Source organism: Mycobacterium sp. NPDC051804, from assembly GCF_044452905.1.
Classification (GTDB): domain Bacteria; phylum Actinomycetota; class Actinomycetes; order Mycobacteriales; family Mycobacteriaceae; genus Mycobacterium.
The window spans coordinates 587,456-612,217 of sequence record NZ_JBITCD010000005.1 but is presented as its reverse complement, the minus strand read 5'-3'; the positions used below and the strand labels follow the sequence as shown (position 1 = coordinate 612,217).

Sequence of the window (24,762 nt, the reverse complement as noted above, 5' to 3'; positions counted from 1 at the left end):
TTTTATAAGTAGCGCTTTGCAAGTTCCTTGCGGTGCGCTGCCGGCGATCCGAACAGCGAACGATTGAGAGCCGCGCGTTTGAGGTAGACGTGGATGCCGCTCTCCCACGTGTAGCCGATGCCGCCGTGCAGCTGCATGGCCTTGCCCGCGATGTCGACGGCGGATCCGCAGACATACGACTTGGCCATCGAAGCGGCGACATCCGCGTCGGGCTGGTCATCGACGATGGCTTGCACCGCGGCGTCGACGAGCTGGCGCGATACCGAGAGGGCGACAAGCATGTCGGCACAGGCGTGCTTGACGGCCTGGAACGAGCCAATGGGCCTGCCGAACTGCTCGCGGACCTTCGCGTAGCCCACCGTCGCGTACAGCATCGCTTCCGACAGCCCGAGGCTGTCGCAGGCGATGGCGACCGCGGCTCGATTGTGTAGGTGGCGTTTAGCGGCGGCGTCGAAGCGCAGCACCTCTGTCGTCTCGGCCGTCGTCACCTGCGCCAGTCGGCGTGTCTCGTCCAGCACGGGTTGTGCGGTGACGGTTGGCGCGGTGACCGCGAGGCCGTCGGGGGTGACGACGAGAACCTTGTCGGCGCCGTCGGCGTCGGGCACGAAGTCCGCTTGTAGCGCGACGGCCACTCTTGCCGCACCCGACGCGACGTCGGTCAGCAACTGATCCCGAGTCTCACTGGGCTGCAACGTGTTCAGCGCGCCGACGGCCAGGACCGCGCTACCCAGATAGCTGTTCGCACTGGCTGCGCGACCGATCTCCTCGCACACCACCGCCGTTTCGGCGAACGTCGCGCCGGCACCGCCGAATTCCTCGGGTACCTCCAGGCCGACCCAGCCGGCGTCGACGAGCACCGGCCAGTCCACTACGCGGTCCTTGGCCAGCAGGTCGCCTGCCACTGAACGCAGCTCGTCGTGAAACTCGGAGTAGTCGGTCATCAGACGGCACTCGGTTCTCGCGGCAGGCCCAGCCCGCGCTCGCCGATGATGGTGCGCTGGATCTCGCTCGCACCGCCGGGGATCGTCCACTCCCACGAGCCAATGAAGTCGAGGACCCAGGCGCCGGACTCCCAGCCGCTCGCCATGGGCTTCGCGAGTTCGGTGTGGGCCTTCAGCCCGCCGATCTCGGCGCCGAAATCCGTCATCCGTTGTAGTAGCTCGCTGTAGAACAGCTTGACGATGGATGCGTCGGCCGGGCCCGCTGCACCGGACGCTGGGTCTTCGGCGGATTCGATGACCTTTCGGCACATACCGCGCAGTGCGGTGATCTCGATCTCGAACTGGGCCAAGCGGTCGGCCACGATCGGATCGTCGAGCGGGCTGCTCTCCAGCAGCCAGCGGAAGCCCGCGTTGCCGAGGCGCTCGGCGAGCTCGAGCATCGTCATACCCCGCTCGGCGCCCAACGTCGCCTGGGCGACCTGCCAGCCTTGGTTTTCGCCGCCAATGAGGTTGACGGCGGGAATCCGCACATCGTTGAGGAACACCTCGCAGAAGTGCGAATCACCGATCGCATTGCGGATCGGCCGCACCTCGACCCCGGGCGTGGTCATGTCCAGCAGGAAGTACGAAATGCCCTTACGTTTGGGCGCGTCGGGATCGGTGCGGGCCAACAGCAGGCACCAGTCGGCGTGCATACCGCCGCTGGCCCACAACTTCTGACCGTTGACGACGAAGGTGTCACCCTCGCGTCGCGCGGACGTACGCAGGCTCGCCAGGTCGGATCCGGCTTCGGGCTCGGAGAAGCCCTGTACCCAGATCTCGCCGTCGAGGATGGCCGGCAGGTGGCGTCGGCGCTGTTCGTCGGTGCCTGCGACCAGCAGGGTCGACGCGGCGTGGTGGATACCGACGAACGCCAGCACCAACCGGGGTGCGTCGTGGGCGGCCAATTCCTGATACAGCACGACCTGTTCGGGCACTGACATCCCGCCACCCCACTCGCGAGGCCAGTGCGGGACGGCATAGCCGGCGCTGTGCAGCGTCGCGAACCACGACTTCTGGAATGCGACGAATTCCTCGTCGGTGGCGCCGGTTTGGGTATGACGCCAATCGCTGGGAATGTTCGCGACACACCATTCGCGCACGGTGGCGCGGAAATCGTCGAGGTTCGTCATGACTTCGCCCGCAGCCGGTCCATGGCATGGGATACCGCCACTCCGTCGTCGAACGACGGCGCGATCTGTGTGCCGGTACGTACCGCGTCGACGATGTCACCCAGGAACGCCGACAGCGCCGGTGGTGGCGACCGCCTTGGCGCGGGTGGGAATTCGAACGTCTGCGGTTCCTCACCGGGCCGATATACGACCAGCGTCGTGTCTGCCGTCAGCTCGAGCGAGCCGTCGCTACCCAGCAGTGTCGCGCGGGGCGCGAGGGAGACCGCCCCAGCAAAGCCGGTGTCGTGTGCGGCGGTGCAGCCATTCGTCATCGTGAACCACGCCGAGTACGCATCCTCGGCCGTCGCCTCGGACGGTGACCCGTCGATCCGGGTCACGCCTCCGCAATCGGCGACCTCGCTGTTGAACAGCCACCGCGTGAAGTCGATCAGATGGGAGCCGTAGGCGCCGATCCAGCCGCCGCCACGCTCGCGGTCGTTGATCCAGCCGTACTTGCGTCCGCGCAGTCCACTGCCGTAGAAGGACCAGTTCAAATGTCTTGGTGTGCCGATGATTCCATCGTCGGCACACTTCTTGATCTTCGCCCACGACTCGTTGCGCCGAAACTCGAAATTGAGAAAGTTCAGCACACCGGCCTCGCGTGCCTTTTCACGCATCGCCTCCGCCTCTTCGGCGTTCCGTCCGAACGGTTTGTCGCACAGCACTGCGTGGCCGTGGTCGATCGCAGCGTTCACATGGTCGGTATGCATAAACGGCGGTGAGTGCACCGAGATGAGGTCGACGTCCGATGCGATGGCAGTCTTCACCGCCGCTTCGTCGCGGGCGCTGATCACCTCGACATCTAGCCCGAGATTTTCGTATACGGGTGCGGCCGCGTGCTTGCCGAAGCCGGTCCCGATGACGACGACCTTCATGCGAACAGGCCTGTCAACCCGGTTCCACCGACGCGGCGGGTCAACACGTCGCGCGTGGCTGACAGACCCAGTGGCAACCGGCGTAGCGGCTGGCTGTAGCGCGAGAGCCACGACAGCGTCGTCTCGTCGCAGAATCCGACCGCACCGTGCAGCTGATGACATACCCGGAAGACGACCTCAGCCGCCTCGATCGCCGACATTCGCAGTGCGAGAGCATCGTTGAGCGCATCCGGCTGGTCGGTGCCGATGCTCCACAGCGCGTACTTGGCGAGGATGTCCAGCCCGCTGCGCTCGACTTCGGCGTCAGTCAGCTGGAACTGCACCCCCTGGAACGACGACAGCGTCTGGCCGAACTGCTTGCGAAGGCTGATGTGCGAAACGGTCAGCTCGATCGCGCGGTCGAGCATGCCGAGCAGCGTCCAGCACGGCAACACGAGACCGAGCGCGACGTCGGCGGCGCCGGCGTCGTCGATCGCCGACAGTTCGAGTTCGGCGACGAAGCCCGGTCCTGCGTCGCCGAGGCCCGTCACTGTAGACCGAGCGCCATCCAGTGTCACAGCGGCCCAGCGTGATTCGAGACCCGCGAGCACGCCGGACGGCCGTTTGCCCGCGACCACGATCAGCCCGTCGACGTCGAGGTCGGCGGGTGCCGCCAGCCGTTCGGCGACCGGGTAGGGCACGGCCCAATAGCCGGCGCTGCGGCTCAGCGCCGCGGCGGCCTCGAGGCCGTCGGTGTCGTTGCGCGGATCGAGTTCCCATGCGCCGAGTCCGGCCAGGACGGGCCCGACGAGTGTTTCGCGGCTCCCGGGTTTGGCTTCGGCGTCCTGGACCAGTTGGTCGCCGCCGGCAGCCTCGAATGCCCGGCGCGCTTCGCGGCCAAACTCTTTGGCGTCGTCGGAGAGGTCTAGGGTCATCTCGCTCATTTGGCGCCCGCCAGCAGGGTGCGGGACAACAGGATGCGCTGCATCTCGATGCTGCCGGATGACACGGTGGACGCCTGCGAATACTTCCAGTGGTCCTCGACCTCGCCGAGGAACCAGGCCGCACGCGGATCGTCGTGCGAGACCTCAGCGGCGATGTCCATCAACACCTCGGCGCTGTCCTGGTCCAGCTTGGTGACTGCAATCCGGTAGGCGGCGGCATCGCCGGGCTGGATTCGGCCGCTGCTCTGCAGCGACACCACGCGGTACGCCATCAGGCGCGCGCGGCGGCAGTGCGTCAGCATGCGCAACCACCGGCCGCGCAGCTCTGCGGGAACATCGTCCCAGCGGTCCCCGAGAACCGTTGGCGCTGCGGCCAGTAGCCGCTCACATCGGGCATACCGTGCGATGCCGACCCGCTCGAAGGAGGTCACCTCCTGCACGATCGACCATCCATCATCGACGGTGCCGAGTACGTCAGCCTCGGTGACCCGCAGGTCGTCGAAGAACACCTCGTTGAGATGGTGCGGGCCCATCATGCAGCGGATGGGACGCACCTGGATCGCCGGATCGTCCATAGGCACCAGGAAGATGGTCAGGCCCCGTTGCTTCTTCTCCCCTTTGGTGGTTCGCGCCAACAGGAAGCACCACTGGGCCATGGTCGCGTAGGAGGTCCAGATCTTCTGCCCGCTGACCAGCCAGCCGTCGCCGTCTGGCCGCGCGGTGGTTCGCAGTGACGCGAGGTCTGAACCCGCCTCGGGTTCAGAGAATCCCTGACACCATATGACCTCGCCGCGCGCTATCGGCGGGAGATGCTTCTGCTGCTGCTCGGGAGTGCCGTGCCGCATGATGATCGGCCCGACCCAGTTGACCCCCATGTACTGGGCTCCGCGCGGTTCGTGGTGTGCCCACATCTCTTCGCGCACCACTGTCTGTTCCCACACCGACGCGGCGCCGCCGCCGAACTCCTCGGGCCAGGACAAGCACAGCAGGTTGCGCTCGGCCAGCAGCCGACAGAACGCCTGCGCGGTCTCCAGGTCAGCGGGATCGTCGGTGAAAGCGCCCAGAAAGTGTTCGGGCACATTGCCGTTCACCAGCTCGCGCAACTCCGCGCGCAACTCGTCGGCCTTCTGCCCCATCGTGAAGTCCATGGCCTATCCGGATCTTTTCAGGTCGGTGAGCCCCAGCTCGCCGAGCACGTCGTCGGTGTCCTCACCCAGCATCGGCGCCGGACCAGCGACGCGTCCCGGGGTTCGCGAAAACCACGTCGGCACACCCGGAAACCGCACCGTGCCTTGCGGAGTTTCGACGGTCTCGAACAGGCCGGCCGCATTCAGCTGCGGGGAGTCGAACAGAGAGTCGAGCGTGTTGATCGGCGTGGCGGGGATCTCCAGTTCAGCGAAGAGCTTGAGCCACTCGGCGGTGGTGCGCTCCAACATGGTCTGCGCCAGCAAGCCGTAGACCCTGTCAATCTGTTTGGCGCGCAGGGCCAGCGTCGCAAACTCATCGCAGTTCCACGCCGGCTGTATCGACGCGATGAAGGCATTCCAATGCTTGTCGTTGTAGATCAGCGCGGCGACATGACCGTCCTTCGTCCGGTACGGACGTCGGTTCGGTGCCACGGTGCGCGGGTAGATTGCCGGACCCATTGGAGGGTCGAACATGGCGCCGTTGGCATGTTCGACCAACATGAAGGATGCCATGGTCTCGAACATGCTCACTTCGACTTCCTGTCCCTCACCGGTGCGCTCCCGATGGAACAGCGCCATCATGGTGGCGTACAGCGCCGTCAGCCCGGTCACCTTGTCCGCCATGATCGTTGCCACGTAGGTGGCGTCGCCCGTGAGTTCCTTCTGGACGGCAGGCAGTCCACACTCGGCTTGGATGGTGTCGTCGTAGGCCGGGCGTTCGGCATCCGGACCACGCCTGCTGTAGCCGTAGCAGTTGGTGTAAATGATCTTAGGATTGATAGCCGCGACCGCGTCGTAGTCGAATCCCAGCTTGGCGACCGCTTTCGCCCGCATGGAATGAATGAAGACGTCAGCCGTTTCGACAAGTGCACGAAGCGCCGCGACACCCTCGCCGGATGTCAGATCGAGGACAACGCTGCGCTTGCCCCGATTGACGTTCATGAAGACGCCGTTCATACCGGGCGCGGGCCCCTCGGCGACGTAGCGCACGATGTCACCTTCGGGTGGCTCGACCTTCACGACGTCGGCGCCCATGTCCGCCATGATCTGGGTGCAGTACGGCCCCATCACCACAGCGGTGAGGTCGATAACGCGGACGCCCGCCAGCGGACCGCTAGGCATCCTGCGCCGCCATCGCGAAGCTGTACCGGATGTGGTCGCCGTGGCCGTCGGGCACGACGGGGAACACCAGCGGTTGGGTGTCGTCGCGGATCGCCGTCATGTTCTCGCCGACCTCCTCGATCGTCCACGACGGGCGGTACACGCCCGGCGTCTCCGCCACGACGGCCGTCGCGACCCGACCTGCGAGAGCGACGAGTATTTCCCCTGTGATCGAACAGGTCTCGTGGGCCAGCCATCCGACAACGGGCGCCACCAGTTCCGGTCCCATCGGCGGATAAGCCGATGTGTCAATGCCCTCGGCCATACGCGTGACGGCGGCGGGCACTATGACGTTGCTCCTGATGCCGTGGTCGACACCTTCCATCGCCGCTACGTTGGACAGCCCGATGACGCCAGCCTTGGCGACCGCGTAGTTCGCTACGCCATGGTTGCCGTAGAGCCCGCCGATCGACGACGTCAGCACGATGCGTCCGTAGCCGGCGTCGCACATCACCGGGAAGGCCGGCCGCACAACGTGGAACGCACCGCGCAGGTGGACGTCGACGACGGCCTCGAAGTCCTCGTAGCTCATGTCTCGCAACGGCGAGCGTCGGACGTTTCCGGCGTTGTGGATGAGGATGTCGATGCGGCCGAAACGGTCCAGCGCCGTCCCGATGATCGCCTTGCCGCCCTCCGGCGTGGCCACCGATTCGGTGTTGGCGACCGCTTCTCCTCCGGCAGCGACGATCTCGCGGACCACGTCGTCGGCAGGGGTGGAATCCGACCCGTCCCCGATCAGGTCTCCACCGGGATCGTTCACGACGACCTTGGCACCCTGCGATGCCAGCAGTAGTGCGTACGAGCGGCCCAGTCCCCTACCGCCGCCGGTGACGACCGCAACCCGGCCGTCAAACCTCAGGTCATCCACGGAGGTCGAGCCCGTCGAGGTCGCCCTTGGCCCGCCACTCGGTCAGCAATTCCTCGAAGGCGTAGAAACCGGGCGAGTAGAAGTCACCGAGGAACGCGCCGTTCTTCACCGCGCCACCCTGGCCCTCATTGTTGTAATAGCCGGGCGTGCAGGACAGTTCGAAGGCGGAGTTGTCGATGGCGACTTCGCGAACCGTCTGCACCCAGGCGTCCTGGCCTTCCTGGGTGGGTTCGACGGTCGTGGCGCCCCGATTCTGCGCCTCGGCGATGATGTAGGCGATGTGCTGGGCCTGCTGCTCGAACATCGCCGTGGTGTTGGCCGACACACCACCCTGGATGAAGCCCATGAAGAACTGGTTCGGGAATCCGCGGCTCGTCATACCGTGCAGGGTCTTGTAGTCGTTCTGCCAGTAGTCGAAAAGCGAGAGCCCGTCGCGACCGACGATGTCGTCGATCGCGTAGCGGCGGCTGATCTCAGTCGAGATCTCGAAGCCACTGGCGAACACCACGCAATCGACCTCGTATTCGATGCCGTCGGCGACGATCCCCTTCTCGGTCAACCGTTCCACACCCTTGGACGCGGACACGTCGACCAGCGTCACGTTCGGCCGGTTGAACGTGGCGAGGTAGTGCTCGCTGGACGTCGGCCGCTTGCACATGAAGCGGTAGTACGGCTTGAGCGCCTCAGCGGTGTCCGGATCCTCGACGATATCGGCAACGAGGCGGCGCAGCCGCTCCATGATCTTGTAGTCTTCCTCCTCCCGGAAGGCCATGATCTGCTCGATGGTCACCGCCGTCGGATCATCGCTGCCCGCAATGCGGGCGGTCAGATTGCGGCCGAGCTCAGTCCAGAAGTCGCACACCAGATCCGGCTCACCGAACACGACGCCGACAAACGGCGACCAGTTGTGGAAGTTGCGCTTGCGCTCCTCCTGCCACCCCGGTTGCAGCGACGCGGCCCACTCCGGATCGGTGGCGGGGTTGGTGCGGGCATCCACCGACGACGGCGTGCGCTGGAACACGAAGAGTTCTTTGGCATCGCGGCCGAGGTGCGGTACCAACTGGATTCCGGTCGCGCCGGTACCGACGAGCGCGACCCGCTTGTTCGCCAGCTTGTCGAGGCCGCCGTCAGCGTTTCCGCCGGTGTAGTCGTAATCCCAGCGCGCGGAGTGGAACACGTGGCCTGTGAAGTCCTTGATGCCCGGGATGCCGGGAAGTTTCGGGCGGTTGTACGAGCCCTGCGCCATCACGACGAACCGGGCCCGGATATCGTCGCCGCGGTCGGTGCTGATCCGCCAGCGCTGCGTCGTTTCGTCCCAACGCAGTTCACGCACCTGCGTGGAGAACAACGCGCCGTCGTAGAGGCCGAAGTGCTTACCGATGTTGCGGCAGTGCTGGAATATCTCCGCACCGTCGGCGAACTTCTTGCTCGGCATGAAGTCGAGCTCTTCGAGCAGCGGGATGTAGCAGTAAGCGTCGTTGTCGCATTGGATTCCGGGGAATCGGTTCCAGTACCACACCCCGCCGAAATCGCCGGCCATCTCGATGACGCGGATGCCCTCGACGCCGGCCTTCTTGAGGTATGCACCGGCCAGCAGACCGGAGAAGCCGCCACCGAGGATGACGACGTCGGCGTCTTCAGCGATCGGGTCACGCTCGGCCACCGTGGTGTAGGGATCGACCTCGGAGAACTCGGCGAAGTCCCCCTCGAGCTCCAGATACTGCGAACCCCCCTCGGGCCGAATACGTTTGGCGCGTTCGGCCGCGTACTTCTCCCGGATCGCTGGGATGTCGATGTCATCGGGCGTCTGGGTCGGCCCGCACGTGTCGAACATCGTCACTGATCAAGCTCCTGTGGTTCTCCGGTGCCCATGTACCTGGACAGTTGGTAGTGAAGATTGACGGTGCTGCGCTCGCGGTACGGATTGGGCTTGGTTCCTGGGAAACCCGCCGACTTCATGCCCTGCTGCACGGCCGCCATGTTCGAGAAGTCCTGCGGCAGCACCGACAGCCAGTTCGGCGAATCCTTCGGGGTGTATTGCCATTCCGTCTGCGGCTCTTCCCCTTTGGGATACAGCTCGAACACCGCGACCTCGAAGATGCACTTGTTTGGGTTGTAGCTCGGATCGGGCCGGGCGGAATAGCAGAGCGCGCTCGTGAGGCCCTGGCCCACCTGGAAGTTCGGGAAGATCTGCCAAGCGGTGCCGCTCTGGCCGAGGATGTCGGGCGGGATCGTCGGCCAGATGACACCGCGGGCCTCGTCGTCACGGCGCGCGGATGCGAGCCAGTGCTGCAGCACCTGGTCGGCGGGAGTGCCCTCGGGTAATTCGTCGACGAGCCGCTTGGCGGCGTTCACCAGGGTGTTGGTGGTGGTCGCGTTGGTCTCCTCCATGGTGTAGACCTGCATCTCGGCCGTCGAGATGCGCGGATCACCGGTTCCCAGACGGATCTTGGACTTGGTCTCGTCCATGCCTTTGGGTGCGTCGTAGCCGATGTTGCTGTGCTTGCCCTGCGCCTTCGCCCAGCCCTTGAACTCACCGAACTTGTTGAACTCCGGGTGCGTGGTGAACACGTGGTAGGTCTCGTTGAAGGCCTCCATCGCGACTTTCCAGTTGCAATCGAAGTACAGCCATTTGCGCCACTTGAAGCGCATGTTCTCCAGCCCGAACGGGTCGAGGATCTTCGCCGCCGGGAAGAGATAGTCGGCCAGCGGCTCGCAACTGGGGTCCATGTTGATGAACAACCAGCCGCCCCAGGTGTCGACCTGTACCGGAGCGAGGTGGGTGTTGTCCGCGTTCAGCGCACCGTTCCAGTCGTCCTGTTCACGGATGTGGGTGCATGCGCCGTCCAAACCGTATGTCCAGCCGTGGAATCCGCACACAAAGGATTTGCGCGCCCTGCCGACGCAGTTCTTGGCGCCTTCGGGATTGTCGACCAGTTTGCGACCGCGGTGCATACACACGTTGTGGTGTGCCGCGAAGGTGTCCGCGCCGGTTCGTACGATGATGATCGAATCGTCGAGGATGTCATAGGTCAGATAGCTGCCGACCTCGGGGATCTCCTCCACCCGGCCCACCTGCTGCCATACCTTGCGCCACAACCGATCCCGCTCGGCGCGGGCATACTCCTCGGAGATGTAGGCGTCGACCCCGATGGTCATCGGCGACGACAGGTCTTCGGCGACCTGCCCCGTCGAGTCGTCCGGATCGCCGTCGACCACGATCGCGGCGTCGAGATCGGATTCGGTGTGAGTCACTAGATCCTCCTAATGGCTTCGCGGAAGGAATCGTCGGCAAGGAACAGCGAGGTGTTGTCGGCGCCGAGATGAGTCCATTTGAGGTTGAGGCCGCCGTCGACGAGCAGCGTCTGGCCGGTGACGTAACTCGACATGTCCGACAGCAGGAACAGGATCGCACCCGCCTGTTCCTCCGGAGTGCCGCGACGGCCCATCGCGATCGCGGTCCGATCGCGATCCGGGTCGTCATCGACGTAGGTACGTGACGCCGCCGTCGCCGTCACCCCGGGTGCGACGGCGTTGACGCGAATGTTGTCCAGGGCGAGTTCGGCGGCCATCGTCCGGGTCATCGCGACGATCGCCGCTTTCGCGGTGCCATAGGCGATGTGGAACGGTGCGGTGTTCATCCCGCTGATCGAAGACACTGAGACAATCGACCCGTTCAGACCCTGGTCTCGAAGATCCCGAGCGACCGCCTGGCTCATGAAGAACGCGGTCTCCAGATTCGCCGCGAAGAGCGCCCGCCAGTCCTCACGCGTCACCCGAGTAGCCGGCATCCACGTCGACGGCGCCGCGCCGCCCGCGATGTTCACCAATCCGTACAGCGCGCCATCAGTACGCCGCACCTGGTCCATCACCGCGGCGATGCCCTCGTCTGTGGACGCGTCGGCCGAGACCGGCACCACCGACAGACCCTGCTCGGCCAGCGGTGCGACGTGTTCGTCGAGGTTCTCCTTCGACCGGCTCACCGCGATCACGGAGGCGCCCGCCTGCGCAGCCATGCGCGTGACTGTGGTGCCGATCCCGCCGCCACCCGCACCCGAGACCACGACGACGCGGCCAGCCAGTCCCAAGAGGTCAGTCATGTCATTTGTCCGGACAACATATGGTGCTCTGCATATTGAAGAACACTATTCCGCAGCGGTAATGACCGCGTCAAGGGCGAGCGAGCTGGCAGTTCGAGCTATTGTCTGGACTAGCAGGGCTTGGTAGCGTCCGGGTTCATGAGTGTTCGCGCGAAGGCTTCGCACCCGCCCTCCCGGTACATCGCGACCGATTCGAGGACCGCCGACGGCTGGCGGCTCGAGCGCCTCACGACACCGAGCCGCCTGTTCGGTGCGAACGGGCTGCGGACCGGTCCCGACGGACGCGTCTACGTCGCGCAGGTGACCGGCAGCCAGATCAGCGCCCTAGATCTCAGCGGTGGCGACGTCGAAGCGATCAGCCCCAAGGGCAGCGACATCATCGCGCCCGACGACGTCGCCTTCGATTCGAGCGGCAACCTGTACGCGACCGAGGTGATGGACGGTCGGGTCAGCATGCGCGACGCCCGCGGCGCGGTGCGGGTACTGCGCGACGACCTCCCGTGCGCGAACGGCATCACCGTGCATCAGGACCGACTGTTCATCAACGAGTGTCGCGACGGCGGCCGGCTAATGGAACTAGACCGGGCCACCGGCGCATCACGAATCCTGTTAGAAGACCTGCCGTCGCCGAACGCGATGGAGGTCGGGCCCGACGGATTGTTGTACTACCCGTTGATGACGGCGAACGAGATCTGGCGCGTCGACCCCAACGGTGGCGAGCCGCAACGAGTGACCGGCGACCTCGGCGTGCCCGACGCCGTCAAGTTCGACCCGCAGGGCTTCCTCGTCTCCACGCAGGTCGCCACTGGGCAGGTGCTGCGGATCGACCCGCGCACCGGCGACAAAACGCTTCTGGCACAGCTCAATCCGGGGCTGGACAACCTGACCTTCGTCGGCGACCGGCTCTTCGTCTCCAACTTCACCGGAGAGATCACCGAGGTGCTGGCCGGAGGCGAAACGCGCACCGCGCTTCCCGGCGGCCTGAATTGGCCGCTGGACCTGGTGGTCGGCGACGACGACCGGCTACACGTCGCCGACGGCACCTATTTCTATGTCGTCGGTCACGACGGCGCGCTGGAAACCGTCGGGATGCTGTTCACCCCGGGGTATCCCGGCTTTCTTCGCGGGCTGGCTCCCGCGGGTCCCGGCGTCTTCGTCGTGGCTACGTCGGGTGGCCAGATCGCCCGCTACCGGCCGGGCGACGGCGAAACCGACTACCTGGCAGACGGATTCGATCAGCTGTACGGCGTCGCGATCGGCCCGGGCGACAGCATCGTGTTCGCCGAACTGGGCACCGGCAGCGTGCACGCGCTGCGATCGGGCAACGTCGAGTTGCTCGCGTCCGGCCTGCAGGACCCGATCGGTGTGACTTTCGGACTCGACGGGGTGCCGCTGGTCGCGGAGTCGGGCGCGGGCCGCGTCGTGCGACTGGCCGGTTCGACCGAGACCGTCGTCGACGGACTGCAACGACCGCAGGGCATCCACGTCAGCGACGGTCAGCTATACATCGTCGACGCGGGCGCCAAGGAAGTCGTCGCGGTCGATCTGACAACCGGTGAGCGGAAAACCCTCGCTTCCGGTCTGCCTGTCGGGCCGCCGCCGGGGGTTGATCCCAAGCCGCTCAAGGGAATGCCGCCGTTCTCCGGTCCGCAGGGGCCATTCGCCGGTATCACCTCGGGCCCCGACGGCACCTTGTACATCTCGGCCGACGGCGACGGCAGCGTATTGGCGCTGCGGCGCACATGACCGTCAGCCCGGCCGACCACCGGTATCTCCAGGTGGCGCGCACCCTCCGCAAGGAGATCGTCGACGGGGTGTACCCCGTCGGTTCTCAGCTGCCGACGGAACAGCAGCTGTGCGAGCGTTTCGAGGTCAGCCGTTACACCGTGCGCGAGGCGCTGCGACGGCTGCGCGACGACAACCTCGTCGCATCCCGGCCGCGGGCAGGGACGCTGGTGGTACCGCGCCCTGAAGCGAACAGCTATGCCCAGGACGTGATGTCGATCAACGACCTGCTCGCATTCGCCTCTGGCGCGCAGCTCACGATCGAGAGCAACGCGATGGTGGTCGTCGACGAACGACTGGCCGAGCGGACGGGCCTCAGCGTGGGGACGGAATGGCTGGCCGTCCGGGGCTACCGCGCGGACGGCGCCGCCGCACCGGTGTGCGCGACGGAGTACTACATCAACCGTGCCTTCGCCGCGGTGGGCCGTCTGCTGCAACGGCATTCGGGGCCGATCTTTCCGTTGATCGAGGATCTGTTCGGCGTCAGCATCGTCGAGGTGCGGCAGGAGATCTCCGCGGTTCCCGTCACGGCCGAACTGGCGGAGGCGCTGCAGGTCGCGGTGGGCAGCGCGGCATTGGAGATGCAGCGCACGTACAAGACGTCCGACGGTGAGATAGCGCAGGTCACCGTCAACACGCATCCGTCGTCGCGCTACCGGCATTCCATGACGATGCGCCGCGTCAAGGGGCAGGCCGGGCAGTGAGGGTCGACGGGCAGCGCGCGGCCGACGCGTACCGGCGCGGGCTGTGGGTAAGCGAGACCCTCGCCGACTCGTTGCGCGACGCCGCCAAGGCGACGCCCGATCGTGCGGTGGTGGTCGACGGCGGAATTCGGCTCGACTGCAAGGGTTTACACGACAAGGCCAGTGCGCTGGCCCAGACCCTGATGGGGTTGATGCCCGCGGGCAGCGTGGTCTCGTTCATGCTGCCGAATTGGCACGAAGCCGCCGTTATCTATCTGGGCGCGACCCTGGCCGGCATGGTCGTAAACCCCATCCTGCCGTCCCTGCGCGATCGCGAACTCGCGTTCATCCTGTCGGACGCCGACAGCCGTGCGATCTTCATACCGTCGACCTTCGGCAACCATGACTACGCCGCCATGCTCGAGCGCGTAACCGCGTCCATGGCGTCACCCCCGGAGGTCGTCGTGGTCCGCGGTGACAGTCACACGTCGTACGCATCGATGCTTGATGCCGAGTCCACCGTGGTGCTGCCGGTATTGAATCCGGATTCCGTGCGGATGATCCTCTATACCTCTGGTACGACGGGACGCCCCAAGGGTGTTCTGCACACGCATAACTCGATTCATGCGCTGATCCGGCAGATCGGTGAGCATTGGAAAGTCGCCGACGGCGACACGTTCCTCGTCCCGTCGCCGATCGCGCATATCGGAGGATCGATTTACGCGTTCGAGTGCCCCTTGTTGTTGGGCACCACGGCGGTGCTGATGGAGCGATGGGACCCGGACGGCGCGGTGTCGCTGATGCTCACCGAACGCAGCACCCATATGGCAGGTGCCACCCCGTTTCTGGATGGTCTGCTCGGCGCCGCCGAACGGGCGGGCACGCAACTGCCGGATCTGAAGGTGTTCATCTGCGGCGGCGCTTCGGTGCCCCCATCGCTGATCCGCAGGGCGGCAGACTATTTCGAGAATGCCGCGGTGTCTCGGGTGTACGGTTCGACCGAGGTTCCGGTGACGACGGTGGGCTCACTAGACGACGTCGACCATGGGGCTGACACCGACGGACGCGCGGGTATCGCCGACATCAAACTGGCAGACGGCGAGATTTGCGCCCGTGGCCCGCAGATGCTCGTCGGCTACCTTCATTCCGACGACGAGACGGCGGCCTTCGACGGGGAGGGCTTTTTCCGCACCGGCGATCTCGCCCGCTGGGTCGACGACGAATACCTGGTGGTGACAGGTCGCGCGAAGGACATCATCATTCGCAACGGTGAGAACATCTCGCCCAAGGAAGTCGAGGACCTGCTGATCGCGCACCCAGCGATCGCCGAGATCGCGGTCGTCGGTGTGCCCGACGAGCGAACGGGAGAGCGCGCCTGCGCGGTGATCGTGACCGCCGACCAGCAAGCACCTGAGCTGGCCGACCTCGCCGATCTGCTCATGGGTGAGGGGCTCGCGAAGTTCAAAATCCCTGAGCAGATCGTTGTTTGGGACGCGCTGCCGAAAAATGACGCGGGCAAGGTCTTGAAGCATCAGATCCGGGCGACACTCGTAGCCGGGGCGAGCGGGGCGGCGGGAAGATAGAAGGTGGACTGATATGCAGGTTGCGATCGTGACAGGGGCGAGTAGCGGTATCGGCTTCGGTTGCGCCACCAAGCTCGCCTCTCAAGGGATGTCGGTGCTGGGCACCGGCCGCGACGACGCCAGGCTCGCCGAGCTGAAGAGCCACGATCCGAACAACATCGAGACGCTCGCCGTCGACCTGACCGCGGACGACGGCCCGCGCCGGATCGTCGATGCCGCGATCGAACGCTGGGGCCGCATTGACTTCCTCATCAACAACGCCGGAGTGGGGAGCCCCAAACCGCTGCACGAGACCGACGACGAATCACTCGACTATTTCCTGGGTTTGATGCTGCGCGCGCCGTTCCGACTGGCCCGCGAAGTCGTCGTGCACATGCAGCCCGGCTCGGCGATCATCAACATCACGTCGACGTTCGCGATTGTTGGCGGGCTGCGCGGCGGCGCGTACTCGGCGGCCAAGGGCGGCCTGACATCGCTGACCAGACACATCGCCGCGCAGTACGGACCGCAGGGGATCCGGTGCAACGCCGTCGCCCCCGGGGTGACGCTGACACCGATGGTCGCGACGCGCCTGGAAGATCCGAGGTTCAAGAAGATCAACACCGAAATGACGCCTTATCCGCGACTGGGCGAGGTCGACGACATCGCGAGCACCGTCGCGTTCCTCTGTTCCGATGGGGCGGCCTTCATCAATGGACAGGAGATCGCCGTCGACGGTGGTTGGACGTCGACCAAGTACCTCTCGGATTTCGCGCTGAATGCCGATTGGGTTCCGCGGCAGTGATGAGCGCTTGCGCGAAGTGGGGGCACCTCCAGCCCGAAGGGCAGGGGGACCAGCAATCATGAATCTGTTCGGCCTCCTGGATCAGGCCGCCGATCGGTTCGGCGATCGTGGCGCGGTGTTCTGCGGTGAGCGTCAACTGCACACGTGGTCCGAGTTGCGTGAGCGGGCGCTGCGGATGGCGTCCACCCTCGGGGCGCCCGGCACCCGGATAGCCGTCGCCAGCGAGAATCGCCCCGAGATCGTCGAGCTGATGTTCGCGACGTGGGCGGCCGAGTGCGTGGTCGTGCCGATCAACTACAAACTTCATCCCCGCGAAATGGTCCAGATCATCGAGAACGCCGGAGTCTCCCGGGTGTTCGCATCGCCCAAGATCGGCCCGGAGCTGACATCGATCACCGACGTTGACGTCGAAACCGTTGATTCGGAGGCTTATTCGGCGCGAATGACCGGTACCATGGTCGACCGGCCGCGGGTCACCGACCCGTCGACCCTGGCGTGGCTGTTCTACACCAGCGGAACCACCGGCCGTTCAAAGGGCGCGATGCTGTCGCACCGCAGCCTGATGGCGATGACAGTCTCGCATCTGGCGGACTTCGACTCGCCAGATCACAATTGCAGCCTGGTGCACGGGGCGCCGATGTCGCACGGCTCGGGGCTGTACATCCCGCCCTACGTGTCACGCGGCGCGCGACAAGTGATTCCCTCCTCGGCCGCGTTCGAGCCGGATGAATTCCTCGACCTTTGTGAGCATCATCCCGGCTGCAGCGCCTTCCTCGCACCCACCATGGTGCAGCGGCTCGTTCAGACCGGACGGCCGCGCCCGCAGAATCTCCGCACAATCGTGTACGGGGGCGGCCCGATGTACGTCGACAGCCTGAAGAAGGCGATGGCGGCGTTCGGCCCGATCTTCGTGCAGCTCTACGGCCAGGGTGAGGCGCCGATGACCATCACAGGCCTGCGCAAGGCCGACCACATCGACGCCGACGACGCGGTTCTGGGTTCCGTGGGTTATGCCCGATCGGGTGTCGATGTCGCGGTGCTTCGCGACCACGACACACCCGCGTCGGCGGGTGAGATCGGTGAAATCGTCTGTCGCGGAGACGTTGTCATGGCCGGGTACTGGAACGACACCGAGGCCACTGCGAGGACATTGCAGGACGGATGGCTGCGTACCGGCGATATGGGGTCGTTCGACGAGCGTGGTTTTCTCACGCTGCGGGACCGCTCGAAGGACGTGGTGATCAGCGGCGGAAGCAACATCTATCCGCGTGAGGTCGAGGAAATCCTGCTCGAACATCCCGGGGTCGACGAAGCGGGTGTCGTGGGGGCACCCGACGAGGAGTGGGGTGAGGTCGTCGTCGCGTTCATCGTGGGCTCGGCATCTCCTGCAGAACTGGACGCACACCTGCTCGAGCGCATCGCCCGCTTCAAGCGGCCCAAGCGCTATGAGTACATCGACGAGCTGCCGAAGAACAGCTATGGCAAGGTGCTCAAACGCGATCTGCGGGAACGCCTGAGTTAATGAGATCCGGACCAGCGAGTGTGGGGTTGTGCTACGCCAAAGAGCGAATACACGTGCGGGTAACCCACGTTCGGCGCAGAAGATGCGGGTCCCCGTAGCATGGCGACATGCGCGTCGTCATCGCCGGTGGGCACGGCAAGATCGCCCTGATCCTCGAACGGCTGCTCGCGGAGCGCGGTGACACGGCGGTCGGGCTGATCAGGAACCCCGACCACGTCGCCGACGTGGAAGCGACGGGTGCCGAGGCGGTGGTGGTGGACCTCGAAGAAACCTCGGCCGCCGACGTCACCGCCCACGTGCAGGGCGCCGACGCGGTCGTGTTCGCGGCCGGTGCAGGGCCGGGCAGCGGCGCAGCGCGCAAGCAGACCGTCGACTGTGACGCCGCCGTTCTGCTCGCCGACGCCGCCGAGGCCGCAGGGGTGCGGCGGTATGTGATGGTCTCAGCGATCGGAGCCGACGTCGAGGCACCCGACGAGATCGGCGACCCGGTGTTCGTCGCCTACCTGCGCGCGAAAGGCCATGCGGACGATGTGATTCGAGCGCGTAATGCACTCGACGTCACCGTCGTGCGGCCCGGGCATCTCACGAATGACGCGGGCACCGGCCGGGTCGAGTTGTCGGATCAGACCGGCCGCGGCGACATCCCGCGTGACGACGTCGCCAAGGTACTGCTAGCGGTACTCGACTCCCCCGCCACGGCAGGCCGAACGTTCGAGTTGATCGGCGGCGAGACTCCGATTGCCGATGCGGTTACGTCAGCCCTGTGACAACGACCGGGATGTTGCCCTGCCGCGGCAAGCCGGTGATGCGGTCGTAGTCGACGTCGGTGGGGACGAGTCGGCCCACGTTGGTCCCCCTGTCACGAAACTCGTCATCTTCTCCAGGCATTCCGCCGAAGGCGTGGTGCATGGCGATCACATCAAGACGCAAAGTGTCGTCGGCTTCCAGTACCGCCGGAACGCTGTCATGCGGCGACTTGATGCGAACCGAGGCCCCGGACTGCAACCCGAGCGAGTCGATAGCGTCGGGGTGCATGTAAGCGGGGTTGTACGGTTTGCCCTTGTGTAGCGCGGCCAAGTTGGTGCCTGAGGAATTCATGAAGTTCTGACTGCGACGCGGGATCAGGCGGAAAGGAAACGCGGAATCGGTTCGCGCACTGACGAAATCCTCTGCCATGACCTCTGACAATTCATCGAGCAGAAACGCGTTACCCACGTCGAGCCGCGCGGTGCAATCTGGATCCCGCTCCTCGACCACGGCATCCACGTCGAAGATCTTGCCGTGCGGATGGCTGCGGACTTCCTCGAACGGAATGCGCGAGCCCGAGCACATCTGCGCGAACAGCTCTTCGGTGCTCAGCTCGGTATCGCGATTCATGTTGAGCACCACTGGGGGTGACTCCATGAACCTGCCCCCACCGCCACCGAAGAAGTTGACAAACCACAGATCCAAGTTCATGCGCTTGGTGAGCCCGAGAAAAAACTGCCACTCCTCGGTGAGGTCGGAACCCGCCGGTGGGTCGAGGAGTCGCGGTACGTACTGTCCGTATGCGGCGGGGATTCCGGTACCGCTCGTGTAGTACTTGATGAGCTCGCTGCCCATCGTCATTGCGGGCGTTTCCATCTGCATCATCGGGGCGATGACATAGTCCGCGAGCCGCGACGTCAACGACATCTCCGTATCGAGGGTGACCAGCAGGTCGAGGCTCTCCAGCGCGCGCAGCGTCTTGCGCTGATCCGGCCACGCCGCCATCGGGTTGCCTCCGATACAGATCAGCGCCTTCACCTGACCGTCGCCTTCGAGCAGGATCTCATCGGCGAGCGCCGCGGTGGGCATCCCTGCTACGGTGTCGGTGAGGTCGCGCATCCTCAGCTTCTCGCCGTAGCCCCACCCCTCGTACGGCGGATGCGGCTGCGCTTTCGCTGTGAACGCCGGCATCAATGTGTTGGGCCGCAATACTTTTTCGCCGGCTCGCTGCCAGCGGCCACAGATCGTGGTCAGGGCCAAACACAGATACTCGAGCAGGCTGCCGTGCATTGCGAAGTTCGCGCCGGTACCCGCGTTCACCATTCCGCGCCGCTCACCGTGGGTCGCGAACACCCGTGCGGCGTCGACGAACTGATCCTCAGGAATATCGGCACGCTCGGCGACGTAAGCCGGTGTGAAGCTGGCCACCGCTGCCGCCAGGTCGTCAAACCCAGCCACGTTCTCTTCGATGAATGCGTTGTCGCACAGACCTTCCCGAATGACGAGGTTGATCATCCCAGCGATGATCGTCACGTCTTCGCCCGGACGGGGCTGCAGGTGGATCGCTGCGCGCGCGGCCGTCTGCGACCGGCGTGGGTCGATCACGATGAGCTTCATCCCACGGCTGATCGCCGCCCTCAGGTTCTGCGCCGGGTTCTGCCCTGGGATGCCGATGGCCTTGGACACCAGCGGGTTCGTTCCAACCAACAGCCAGCTGTCGGCCTCGTGGAAGTCGACGTCCCCACCGAGCCAGTGCCCGTGTGCAGCTAATGCGATCTGCTTGCCCGGCTGATCGATTGTGTTGGCGGTGAAGAACATCGGCGACTCGATGGCTCTGAGAAACGCGTTGCCCATCAACGCCGATGCCGGATACGGCAGACCGTTGGTGCCCAGGTACATCGCAATCGAGCGTGGGCCGTGGGTGGAGATCAAATCCTGTAGTTTGGCCGCAATCTCGTCCATCGCGCGCTCGGATCCGATCGGCGCGTAGCTACCGTCGGTCTGACGCTTCTGGCTGTGCAGGAGCCGCGAGGGGTTGTTGTGGATTTCGGGCAGTGTGCGGCCCTTGACGCAGGTGTAGCCCTTGAACATCGGGTTGTCGGGGTCACCCGTCACCTTCGTGAGCCGGCCGTCAGTGACCGTCGCCAGCACCCCGCAGTGTGCCGAGCAGATCCGGCATATGCCTGGTCGCGTCGTGGTCTGCGGCATCACCCGATGCTAGGCGAGTGCTCAGCATTGCGGGCGGCAATGCTCGAAGACGTCACCAAAACAGCCCGCGAACCACCTCTGCCTGCGGAATGTCCTCCACGGCGATCAATCCCTTGGGGGCGTCACACACCCAGTCGATCACGTTGACCACCCGCGCCGCGGTGGACACACACCCGGCTTCAGTGACATCGAGCAGCGGATCGGAGACGTGGGTGTTCAGCTCCACCCGCGGTTCGCCCTCGACCACCACCCGGTGCACTCCGGGCTTACCGTCGGGCGGAAACTCCCAGTCCGGAGCGGCCACCGCGGTGAGCCTGGTGATGTGTTCCATCGTGATCACCGGAACGCCGTCGCGCACCCCTTCGACGGCGAACTTGATCGCGGCCATGCCGCCGGGTTCGACCGTGCACAGCTTGCACTCGATCCGCTGATCCGTGTACCAGGGCTCGATGCGCTGCCGCACCTCGTCGAGCTCGATGCCCAACTGATCGGCGAGGTTGCGGACCGGGCCGCCCCACATCGTCGTCAAGACACCCGGCAGGAAGAACATCGGCTGCTCGTCGTCCGCCTTGAGGCCGAAACCCATTGACTTACCGGTGAACTCGTAATCGTCGTAGTTCGCGTAGTCGAAGATCTCCTGGACGAGAACCGACGTCGCGCGGGTGACGAGGCTCAGCGCGCTGTGCACCTCGGTGTCGCCCGAGTAGCCAGGGTCGATGCCGTTCACATACAGCGACGAGTTGCCCTCGTCACATGCCTTCCCGAGCGGGCCGGTGAGCCAGTCGTCGGCTTGCCGCGGCGTCACCAGCCACACCATCGACGAGCCCACGACGTTGATGCCGGCGGCCAGCAGCTTCACCAACTGCTCCACCGCCTCCATCGGACGGGTCTCGGCCTGAGCGGTGTAGACGACGCAGTCGGGCTCGAGCGCGATCAGCGCATCGATGTCATCGGTCGCGAGGATGCCTGTCGGCTCGGCCAACCCACATAGTTCTGCCGCGTCGCGCCCGACCTTGTTAGGACTGGCCGCGTGCACACCCACCAGCTCCAGATCCGGCCGTCCGATGATGGCCTTGAGCGAATGCTGGCCGACGTTGCCGGTGGAGAACTGCACAACTCTTCGCATTCGACGTCCTCAGTAGTCGGGAATGGGCAGCGGTAGGTTGTTCGAGTCGATGCCGCCGTCCACGTGAAAGATAGCGTTCGTGGCGTAGCAGTCGCGGGTAGACAGGTAAACACAGAGCCGGCCGAGGTCCTCGACGTTTCCGAGACGATGCAGCGGCGTCAGGCTGAGCATCGTGTCCAGCGCCCCGGGCATCATGTCAAGGCCACTTTGCAGCCCTTCGGTGGCGAAGGAGCCGAGTGCGATCGCGTTGACGCGAATCTTTGGCGCCAACTCCTGGGCCATCGCCCGGGTCAGCGCTTCCATGCCACCCTTCGCGACGCAATACGCGGTGAGGGCACGGATGCCGAAACGTGCTGAGCCCGAGGAGATGTTGACGATGCTGCCGTGGCCCGCTTCGATCATGTGCTTGGCGGTGAGTTGACTCATGATGAAGGCGGAGGTCACACACCAGTCGAAGGTGCGCCTGAAGTCCTCGTCGGTGATGTCGAGAAACGACCCGAATGTCGAGCCGCCGACGTTGTTGATGAGGATGTCGATGCGCCCGAACGTCTCCATGGCCGTCGACACGACGCGTTCACCGTCCGGACGGCTCATAGCGTCGGCAACCAACGCAAGCCCTTTACCGCCGGCCTTCTCGATGCCATCTATCGTCGCAACGATGTCAGACTCTGTACGCGCGGTACCGACGACGGTCGCACCGGCCTCGGCGAGCACTCGTGCGATCCCTTGACCGACTCCCTTACCCGCGCCGGTAACGATGGCCACCTGCCCAGCGAGGTTGAACTGCTCCAGCGCCATACGCGTCCTCTCCATCGAGTGCTGATCATCTAACGACCTTCATTGACTGAAGTCAATAAGAAGTTCGCTATGCGTCGCCGTTCAAACGGTAGAGTTGACGTATGGCAGTGGTAGACAAGCCCTCAGCGCGAGAAACCAAACGTCTGCAGACTCGTGAACGTTTGATGGGAGCGGCCATCGCCGAGTTCAAACGCGCCGGGATGGCCGAAGCGGATGTCGGCGCGATCGTCGCCGCGGCAGGCGTTGCCCACGGCACCTTCTTCTTCCATTTCCCGACGAAGGAACACGTGTTGCTCGAACTCGAGCAGCGCGAAGAGGAGCGCATCGCCAAGCAACTGGCGCGTGCCACCGGTTCCGAACACGACCTCACATCGGCGCTGGGTGAGGCGGTGCGACTTGTGATGGGCTTGGAACGCCGCCTCGGCGCTGGGCTATTCAAGGACTTTCTCGCGCTTCATTTTTCGCAGACCCGACCGACCGATGAGAGTCGGCAGCACCCGGTGATCGTCGAGGTTGCGCAGGAGATCGAACACGCCCGGAAACGCGGTGAGGTAGACCCCGATGTGAACCCGATGAACAGCGCGGTGTTCTTCCTGCTGGGCCTCTACGCACTGTTGACGACGACGCACGATTGGCCGGGGCAGTCCGCGATGATCGACGACTACGTGACGAGGACACTGCGCAGCATCGGGGCCAAGTAGCCGATTGACTACCGTTGTTGATTGACTATAGTCAGTATGCATGAATCTGCCCACGGTGAATCTGGGCCGTAAACGCGACGCCGCAGCGAGTGCAAAACTCTCCGGCAGCGGCCTTGACGAGCACATGGCGGCGTCACAGGCGGCACAGCGCCAGGCCGACAAGTGGCTCATCTCCGGCAGCCTGCTCATCGGCACTGCGGCGCTCGGCGTCTTCGGTCTGCCCCTGTTTCTTCGTGGGGTGTGGCTGCTTCGCAAGGCGCAACGCGAGGGGCTGACGGTACGTCCGATGCTTGTCACGCTGCTCGGCTACCTCGTGATCATCGACGCCGCGATCAACACCGTGGGCTGGGCACTGGACCTCGTCGCCAACCACACCATCCTGGCCCGAATCTTGTTGAACGGCTGGGGTGCAATGTTCGATGCCGGTTACTTCTGGCACTACAACGAACTCTGGTTGGGCGGTGCCGCGGGACCCGGCGAGAAAGCCATGGAAGTCGGCATGATCCTCACCGTCTTCACCATGCGAATCGCCGCGGCCATCGGGTTCCTGCAGATGAAGCGCTGGGGTCACCAATGGATGATCGTCACCTGCTGGATGGGTGTGCTCATCTGGTGCCTGTACGTGTTCAACATGACCATGTACGCCGACGTCCGCTACGCCGGCGTGGTCTTGCCCGTGGTCGGCTGGTGGCTCTACGACATCTTCTACATCACCCCCTTCCTCGCCATCCCTTATCTGCATTCGGTGAACCGCGAGATCTTCTCCGACTAGCCAGTCAATGACTCAACTCATTGACTTTGGTCAGTAAACGAGTTACAAAGAGCGGACCATGACGCCTCAGGTGAAGCAGTCGGCGCGGGAAACGCGGCGGTTGCAGACGCGGGAACGCATCCTCGGCGCGGCGATCGCCGAGTTCAAGCTCGCAGGCATGTCCGGCGCCGACGTGAACGCGATCGCGACCGCCGCCGGTGTCGCGCACGGAACGTTCTTCTTCCACTTTCCGAGCAAGGAGCACGTCCTCCTCGAGCTGGAGAGCCGCGAAGAAGCACGGATGGCCGCCGACTTCGCCCGCTTTCTGAACGGCACACACGATCTGCCGACGGTGCTGGACGAGGCCGTACACCTGGTGACCGGCCTCGAACAGCGGCTCGGCTCACTGTTGTTCAAAGAGCTTCTGGCGTTGCACTTCTCGCCGACGCGGCCGACCAAGGACGAATGGACCGACCACCCGGTGATCGTGCTGCTGGTCAACGAGATCGAGCGGGCACGTGTCGACGGCGCAGTACATCCGGCCGTCGACGCGTTCTACAGTGCCGCGTTCTTCCTTCTCGGTGTCTACGGCGTGCTCACGACTACGGCCAACGCCGAGATCCGGGACACGATGCTCGCCAAATTGGTCGACACCGCCGTGCGAGGGCTCGAGATCCGATGACGAAGGAGGCCTGACGTGGATTGGGTATGGGAGATCCTGCGATACGTCGCCGCGTGGGGCGGCACCGGTTTGATCATCTGGTTCTGGTACTGGATGTTCTCGAACATCGGCACGTTCTGAGCGATC

The 24,762-nt window shown here is 64.8% G+C and carries 22 protein-coding genes; 9 read left to right on the top strand and 13 right to left on the bottom strand.

The annotated features are described in order from the left end of the window. Positions 1-2: 2 nt before the first annotated feature. From ACIA48_RS22740 to ACIA48_RS22695, 10 genes are read right to left on the bottom strand one after another with little or no spacing between them, the layout of a single operon-like run. Complete coding sequence (locus tag ACIA48_RS22740) at positions 3-941, bottom strand: acyl-CoA dehydrogenase family protein (RefSeq protein WP_396736672.1); 939 nt, start codon at positions 939-941, stop codon at positions 3-5. Further along, positions 941-2,113 carry an acyl-CoA dehydrogenase family protein gene (locus tag ACIA48_RS22735; protein ID WP_396736669.1) on the bottom strand — a complete coding sequence of 391 codons (1,173 nt, stop codon included), beginning with the start codon at positions 2,111-2,113 and terminating at the stop codon, positions 941-943. Before ACIA48_RS22735 ends, ACIA48_RS22740 begins: the two co-directional genes overlap by 1 nt. Beyond that, positions 2,110-3,027, bottom strand: coding sequence for a Gfo/Idh/MocA family protein (locus ACIA48_RS22730; RefSeq protein WP_396736667.1), 918 nt, complete (start codon positions 3,025-3,027; stop codon positions 2,110-2,112). Before ACIA48_RS22730 ends, ACIA48_RS22735 begins: the two co-directional genes overlap by 4 nt. Beyond that, positions 3,024-3,941, bottom strand: coding sequence for an acyl-CoA dehydrogenase family protein (locus ACIA48_RS22725; protein WP_396736664.1), 918 nt, complete (start codon positions 3,939-3,941; stop codon positions 3,024-3,026). The genes ACIA48_RS22730 and ACIA48_RS22725 overlap by 4 nt, the downstream gene beginning before the upstream one ends. A gap of 5 nt (positions 3,942-3,946) precedes the next feature. Beyond that, complete coding sequence (locus tag ACIA48_RS22720; RefSeq protein ID WP_396736661.1) at positions 3,947-5,098, bottom strand: acyl-CoA dehydrogenase family protein; 1,152 nt, start codon at positions 5,096-5,098, stop codon at positions 3,947-3,949. A gap of 3 nt (positions 5,099-5,101) precedes the next feature. Continuing rightward, the gene (locus ACIA48_RS22715) at positions 5,102-6,259 is read right to left on the bottom strand and encodes a CaiB/BaiF CoA transferase family protein (protein WP_396736658.1); all 1,158 of its coding nucleotides are present in this window, start codon (positions 6,257-6,259) and stop codon (positions 5,102-5,104) included. Continuing rightward, the gene (locus tag ACIA48_RS22710) at positions 6,252-7,166 is read right to left on the bottom strand and encodes an SDR family NAD(P)-dependent oxidoreductase (RefSeq protein WP_396736655.1); all 915 of its coding nucleotides are present in this window, start codon (positions 7,164-7,166) and stop codon (positions 6,252-6,254) included. Before ACIA48_RS22710 ends, ACIA48_RS22715 begins: the two co-directional genes overlap by 8 nt. Next, positions 7,159-9,000, bottom strand: a complete 1,842-nt coding sequence (locus ACIA48_RS22705) for a flavin-containing monooxygenase (RefSeq protein WP_396736881.1) — start codon at positions 8,998-9,000, stop codon at positions 7,159-7,161. The genes ACIA48_RS22710 and ACIA48_RS22705 overlap by 8 nt, the downstream gene beginning before the upstream one ends. Positions 9,001-9,002: 2 nt before the next feature. Further along, positions 9,003-10,421: an SRPBCC family protein gene (locus tag ACIA48_RS22700; RefSeq protein ID WP_396736652.1), complete on the bottom strand. Its 1,419-nt coding sequence runs from the start codon at positions 10,419-10,421 to the stop codon at positions 9,003-9,005. Beyond that, positions 10,421-11,266, bottom strand: coding sequence for an SDR family NAD(P)-dependent oxidoreductase (locus ACIA48_RS22695; protein WP_396736649.1), 846 nt, complete (start codon positions 11,264-11,266; stop codon positions 10,421-10,423). The genes ACIA48_RS22700 and ACIA48_RS22695 overlap by 1 nt, the downstream gene beginning before the upstream one ends. Positions 11,267-11,404: 138 nt before the next feature. Between ACIA48_RS22695 and ACIA48_RS22690 the strand changes: the two genes are divergently transcribed. The 6 genes from ACIA48_RS22690 to ACIA48_RS22665 all read left to right on the top strand — a co-directional run bounded on the left by ACIA48_RS22690 (position 11,405) and on the right by ACIA48_RS22665 (position 18,390). Further along, entirely contained in the window at positions 11,405-13,012 is a 1,608-nt protein-coding gene (locus ACIA48_RS22690; protein ID WP_396736646.1) for an SMP-30/gluconolactonase/LRE family protein, read from the top strand. Then, the gene (locus tag ACIA48_RS22685) at positions 13,009-13,755 is read left to right on the top strand and encodes a GntR family transcriptional regulator (RefSeq protein ID WP_396736643.1); all 747 of its coding nucleotides are present in this window, start codon (positions 13,009-13,011) and stop codon (positions 13,753-13,755) included. The genes ACIA48_RS22690 and ACIA48_RS22685 overlap by 4 nt, the downstream gene beginning before the upstream one ends. Further along, entirely contained in the window at positions 13,752-15,317 is a 1,566-nt protein-coding gene (locus tag ACIA48_RS22680) for an AMP-binding protein (protein WP_396736640.1), read from the top strand. Before ACIA48_RS22685 ends, ACIA48_RS22680 begins: the two co-directional genes overlap by 4 nt. 13 nt (positions 15,318-15,330) lie before the next feature. Next, entirely contained in the window at positions 15,331-16,101 is a 771-nt protein-coding gene (locus ACIA48_RS22675) for an SDR family NAD(P)-dependent oxidoreductase (protein ID WP_396736638.1), read from the top strand. Between the two features lie 58 nt (positions 16,102-16,159). Beyond that, a complete protein-coding gene (locus ACIA48_RS22670; RefSeq protein WP_396736636.1) occupies positions 16,160-17,623 on the top strand; it encodes a long-chain fatty acid--CoA ligase in 1,464 nt (487 codons plus the stop codon). A 107-nt stretch (positions 17,624-17,730) separates the two neighbouring features. Continuing rightward, entirely contained in the window at positions 17,731-18,390 is a 660-nt protein-coding gene (locus ACIA48_RS22665; protein ID WP_396736633.1) for an NAD(P)-binding oxidoreductase, read from the top strand. On the opposite strand, the gene ACIA48_RS22660 is transcribed toward ACIA48_RS22665, so the two are convergent. The 3 genes from ACIA48_RS22660 to ACIA48_RS22650 are packed head-to-tail and all read right to left on the bottom strand — an operon-like array spanning position 18,374 to position 22,502. Continuing rightward, the gene (locus tag ACIA48_RS22660; protein WP_396736629.1) at positions 18,374-20,578 is read right to left on the bottom strand and encodes a molybdopterin-dependent oxidoreductase; all 2,205 of its coding nucleotides are present in this window, start codon (positions 20,576-20,578) and stop codon (positions 18,374-18,376) included. The genes ACIA48_RS22665 and ACIA48_RS22660 overlap by 17 nt on opposite strands. 52 nt (positions 20,579-20,630) lie before the next feature. Beyond that, positions 20,631-21,704, bottom strand: coding sequence for a dihydrodipicolinate reductase (locus ACIA48_RS22655; RefSeq protein WP_396736626.1), 1,074 nt, complete (start codon positions 21,702-21,704; stop codon positions 20,631-20,633). Between the two features lie 9 nt (positions 21,705-21,713). Next, positions 21,714-22,502 carry an SDR family NAD(P)-dependent oxidoreductase gene (locus ACIA48_RS22650; protein ID WP_396736878.1) on the bottom strand — a complete coding sequence of 263 codons (789 nt, stop codon included), beginning with the start codon at positions 22,500-22,502 and terminating at the stop codon, positions 21,714-21,716. A gap of 101 nt (positions 22,503-22,603) precedes the next feature. On the opposite strand from ACIA48_RS22650, the gene ACIA48_RS22645 reads away from it, so the two are divergent. Genes ACIA48_RS22645 through ACIA48_RS22635 form a run of 3 tightly spaced genes read left to right on the top strand, consistent with a single transcriptional unit; the run spans position 22,604 to position 24,636 of the window. Then, the gene (locus tag ACIA48_RS22645; protein ID WP_396736623.1) at positions 22,604-23,203 is read left to right on the top strand and encodes a TetR family transcriptional regulator; all 600 of its coding nucleotides are present in this window, start codon (positions 22,604-22,606) and stop codon (positions 23,201-23,203) included. 40 nt (positions 23,204-23,243) lie between these two features. Then, a complete protein-coding gene (locus tag ACIA48_RS22640) occupies positions 23,244-23,975 on the top strand; it encodes a hypothetical protein (protein WP_396736620.1) in 732 nt (243 codons plus the stop codon). Positions 23,976-24,033: 58 nt separating this feature from the next. Further along, complete coding sequence (locus ACIA48_RS22635) at positions 24,034-24,636, top strand: TetR/AcrR family transcriptional regulator (RefSeq protein WP_396736618.1); 603 nt, start codon at positions 24,034-24,036, stop codon at positions 24,634-24,636. The last annotated feature ends 126 nt before the right edge of the window (positions 24,637-24,762 follow it).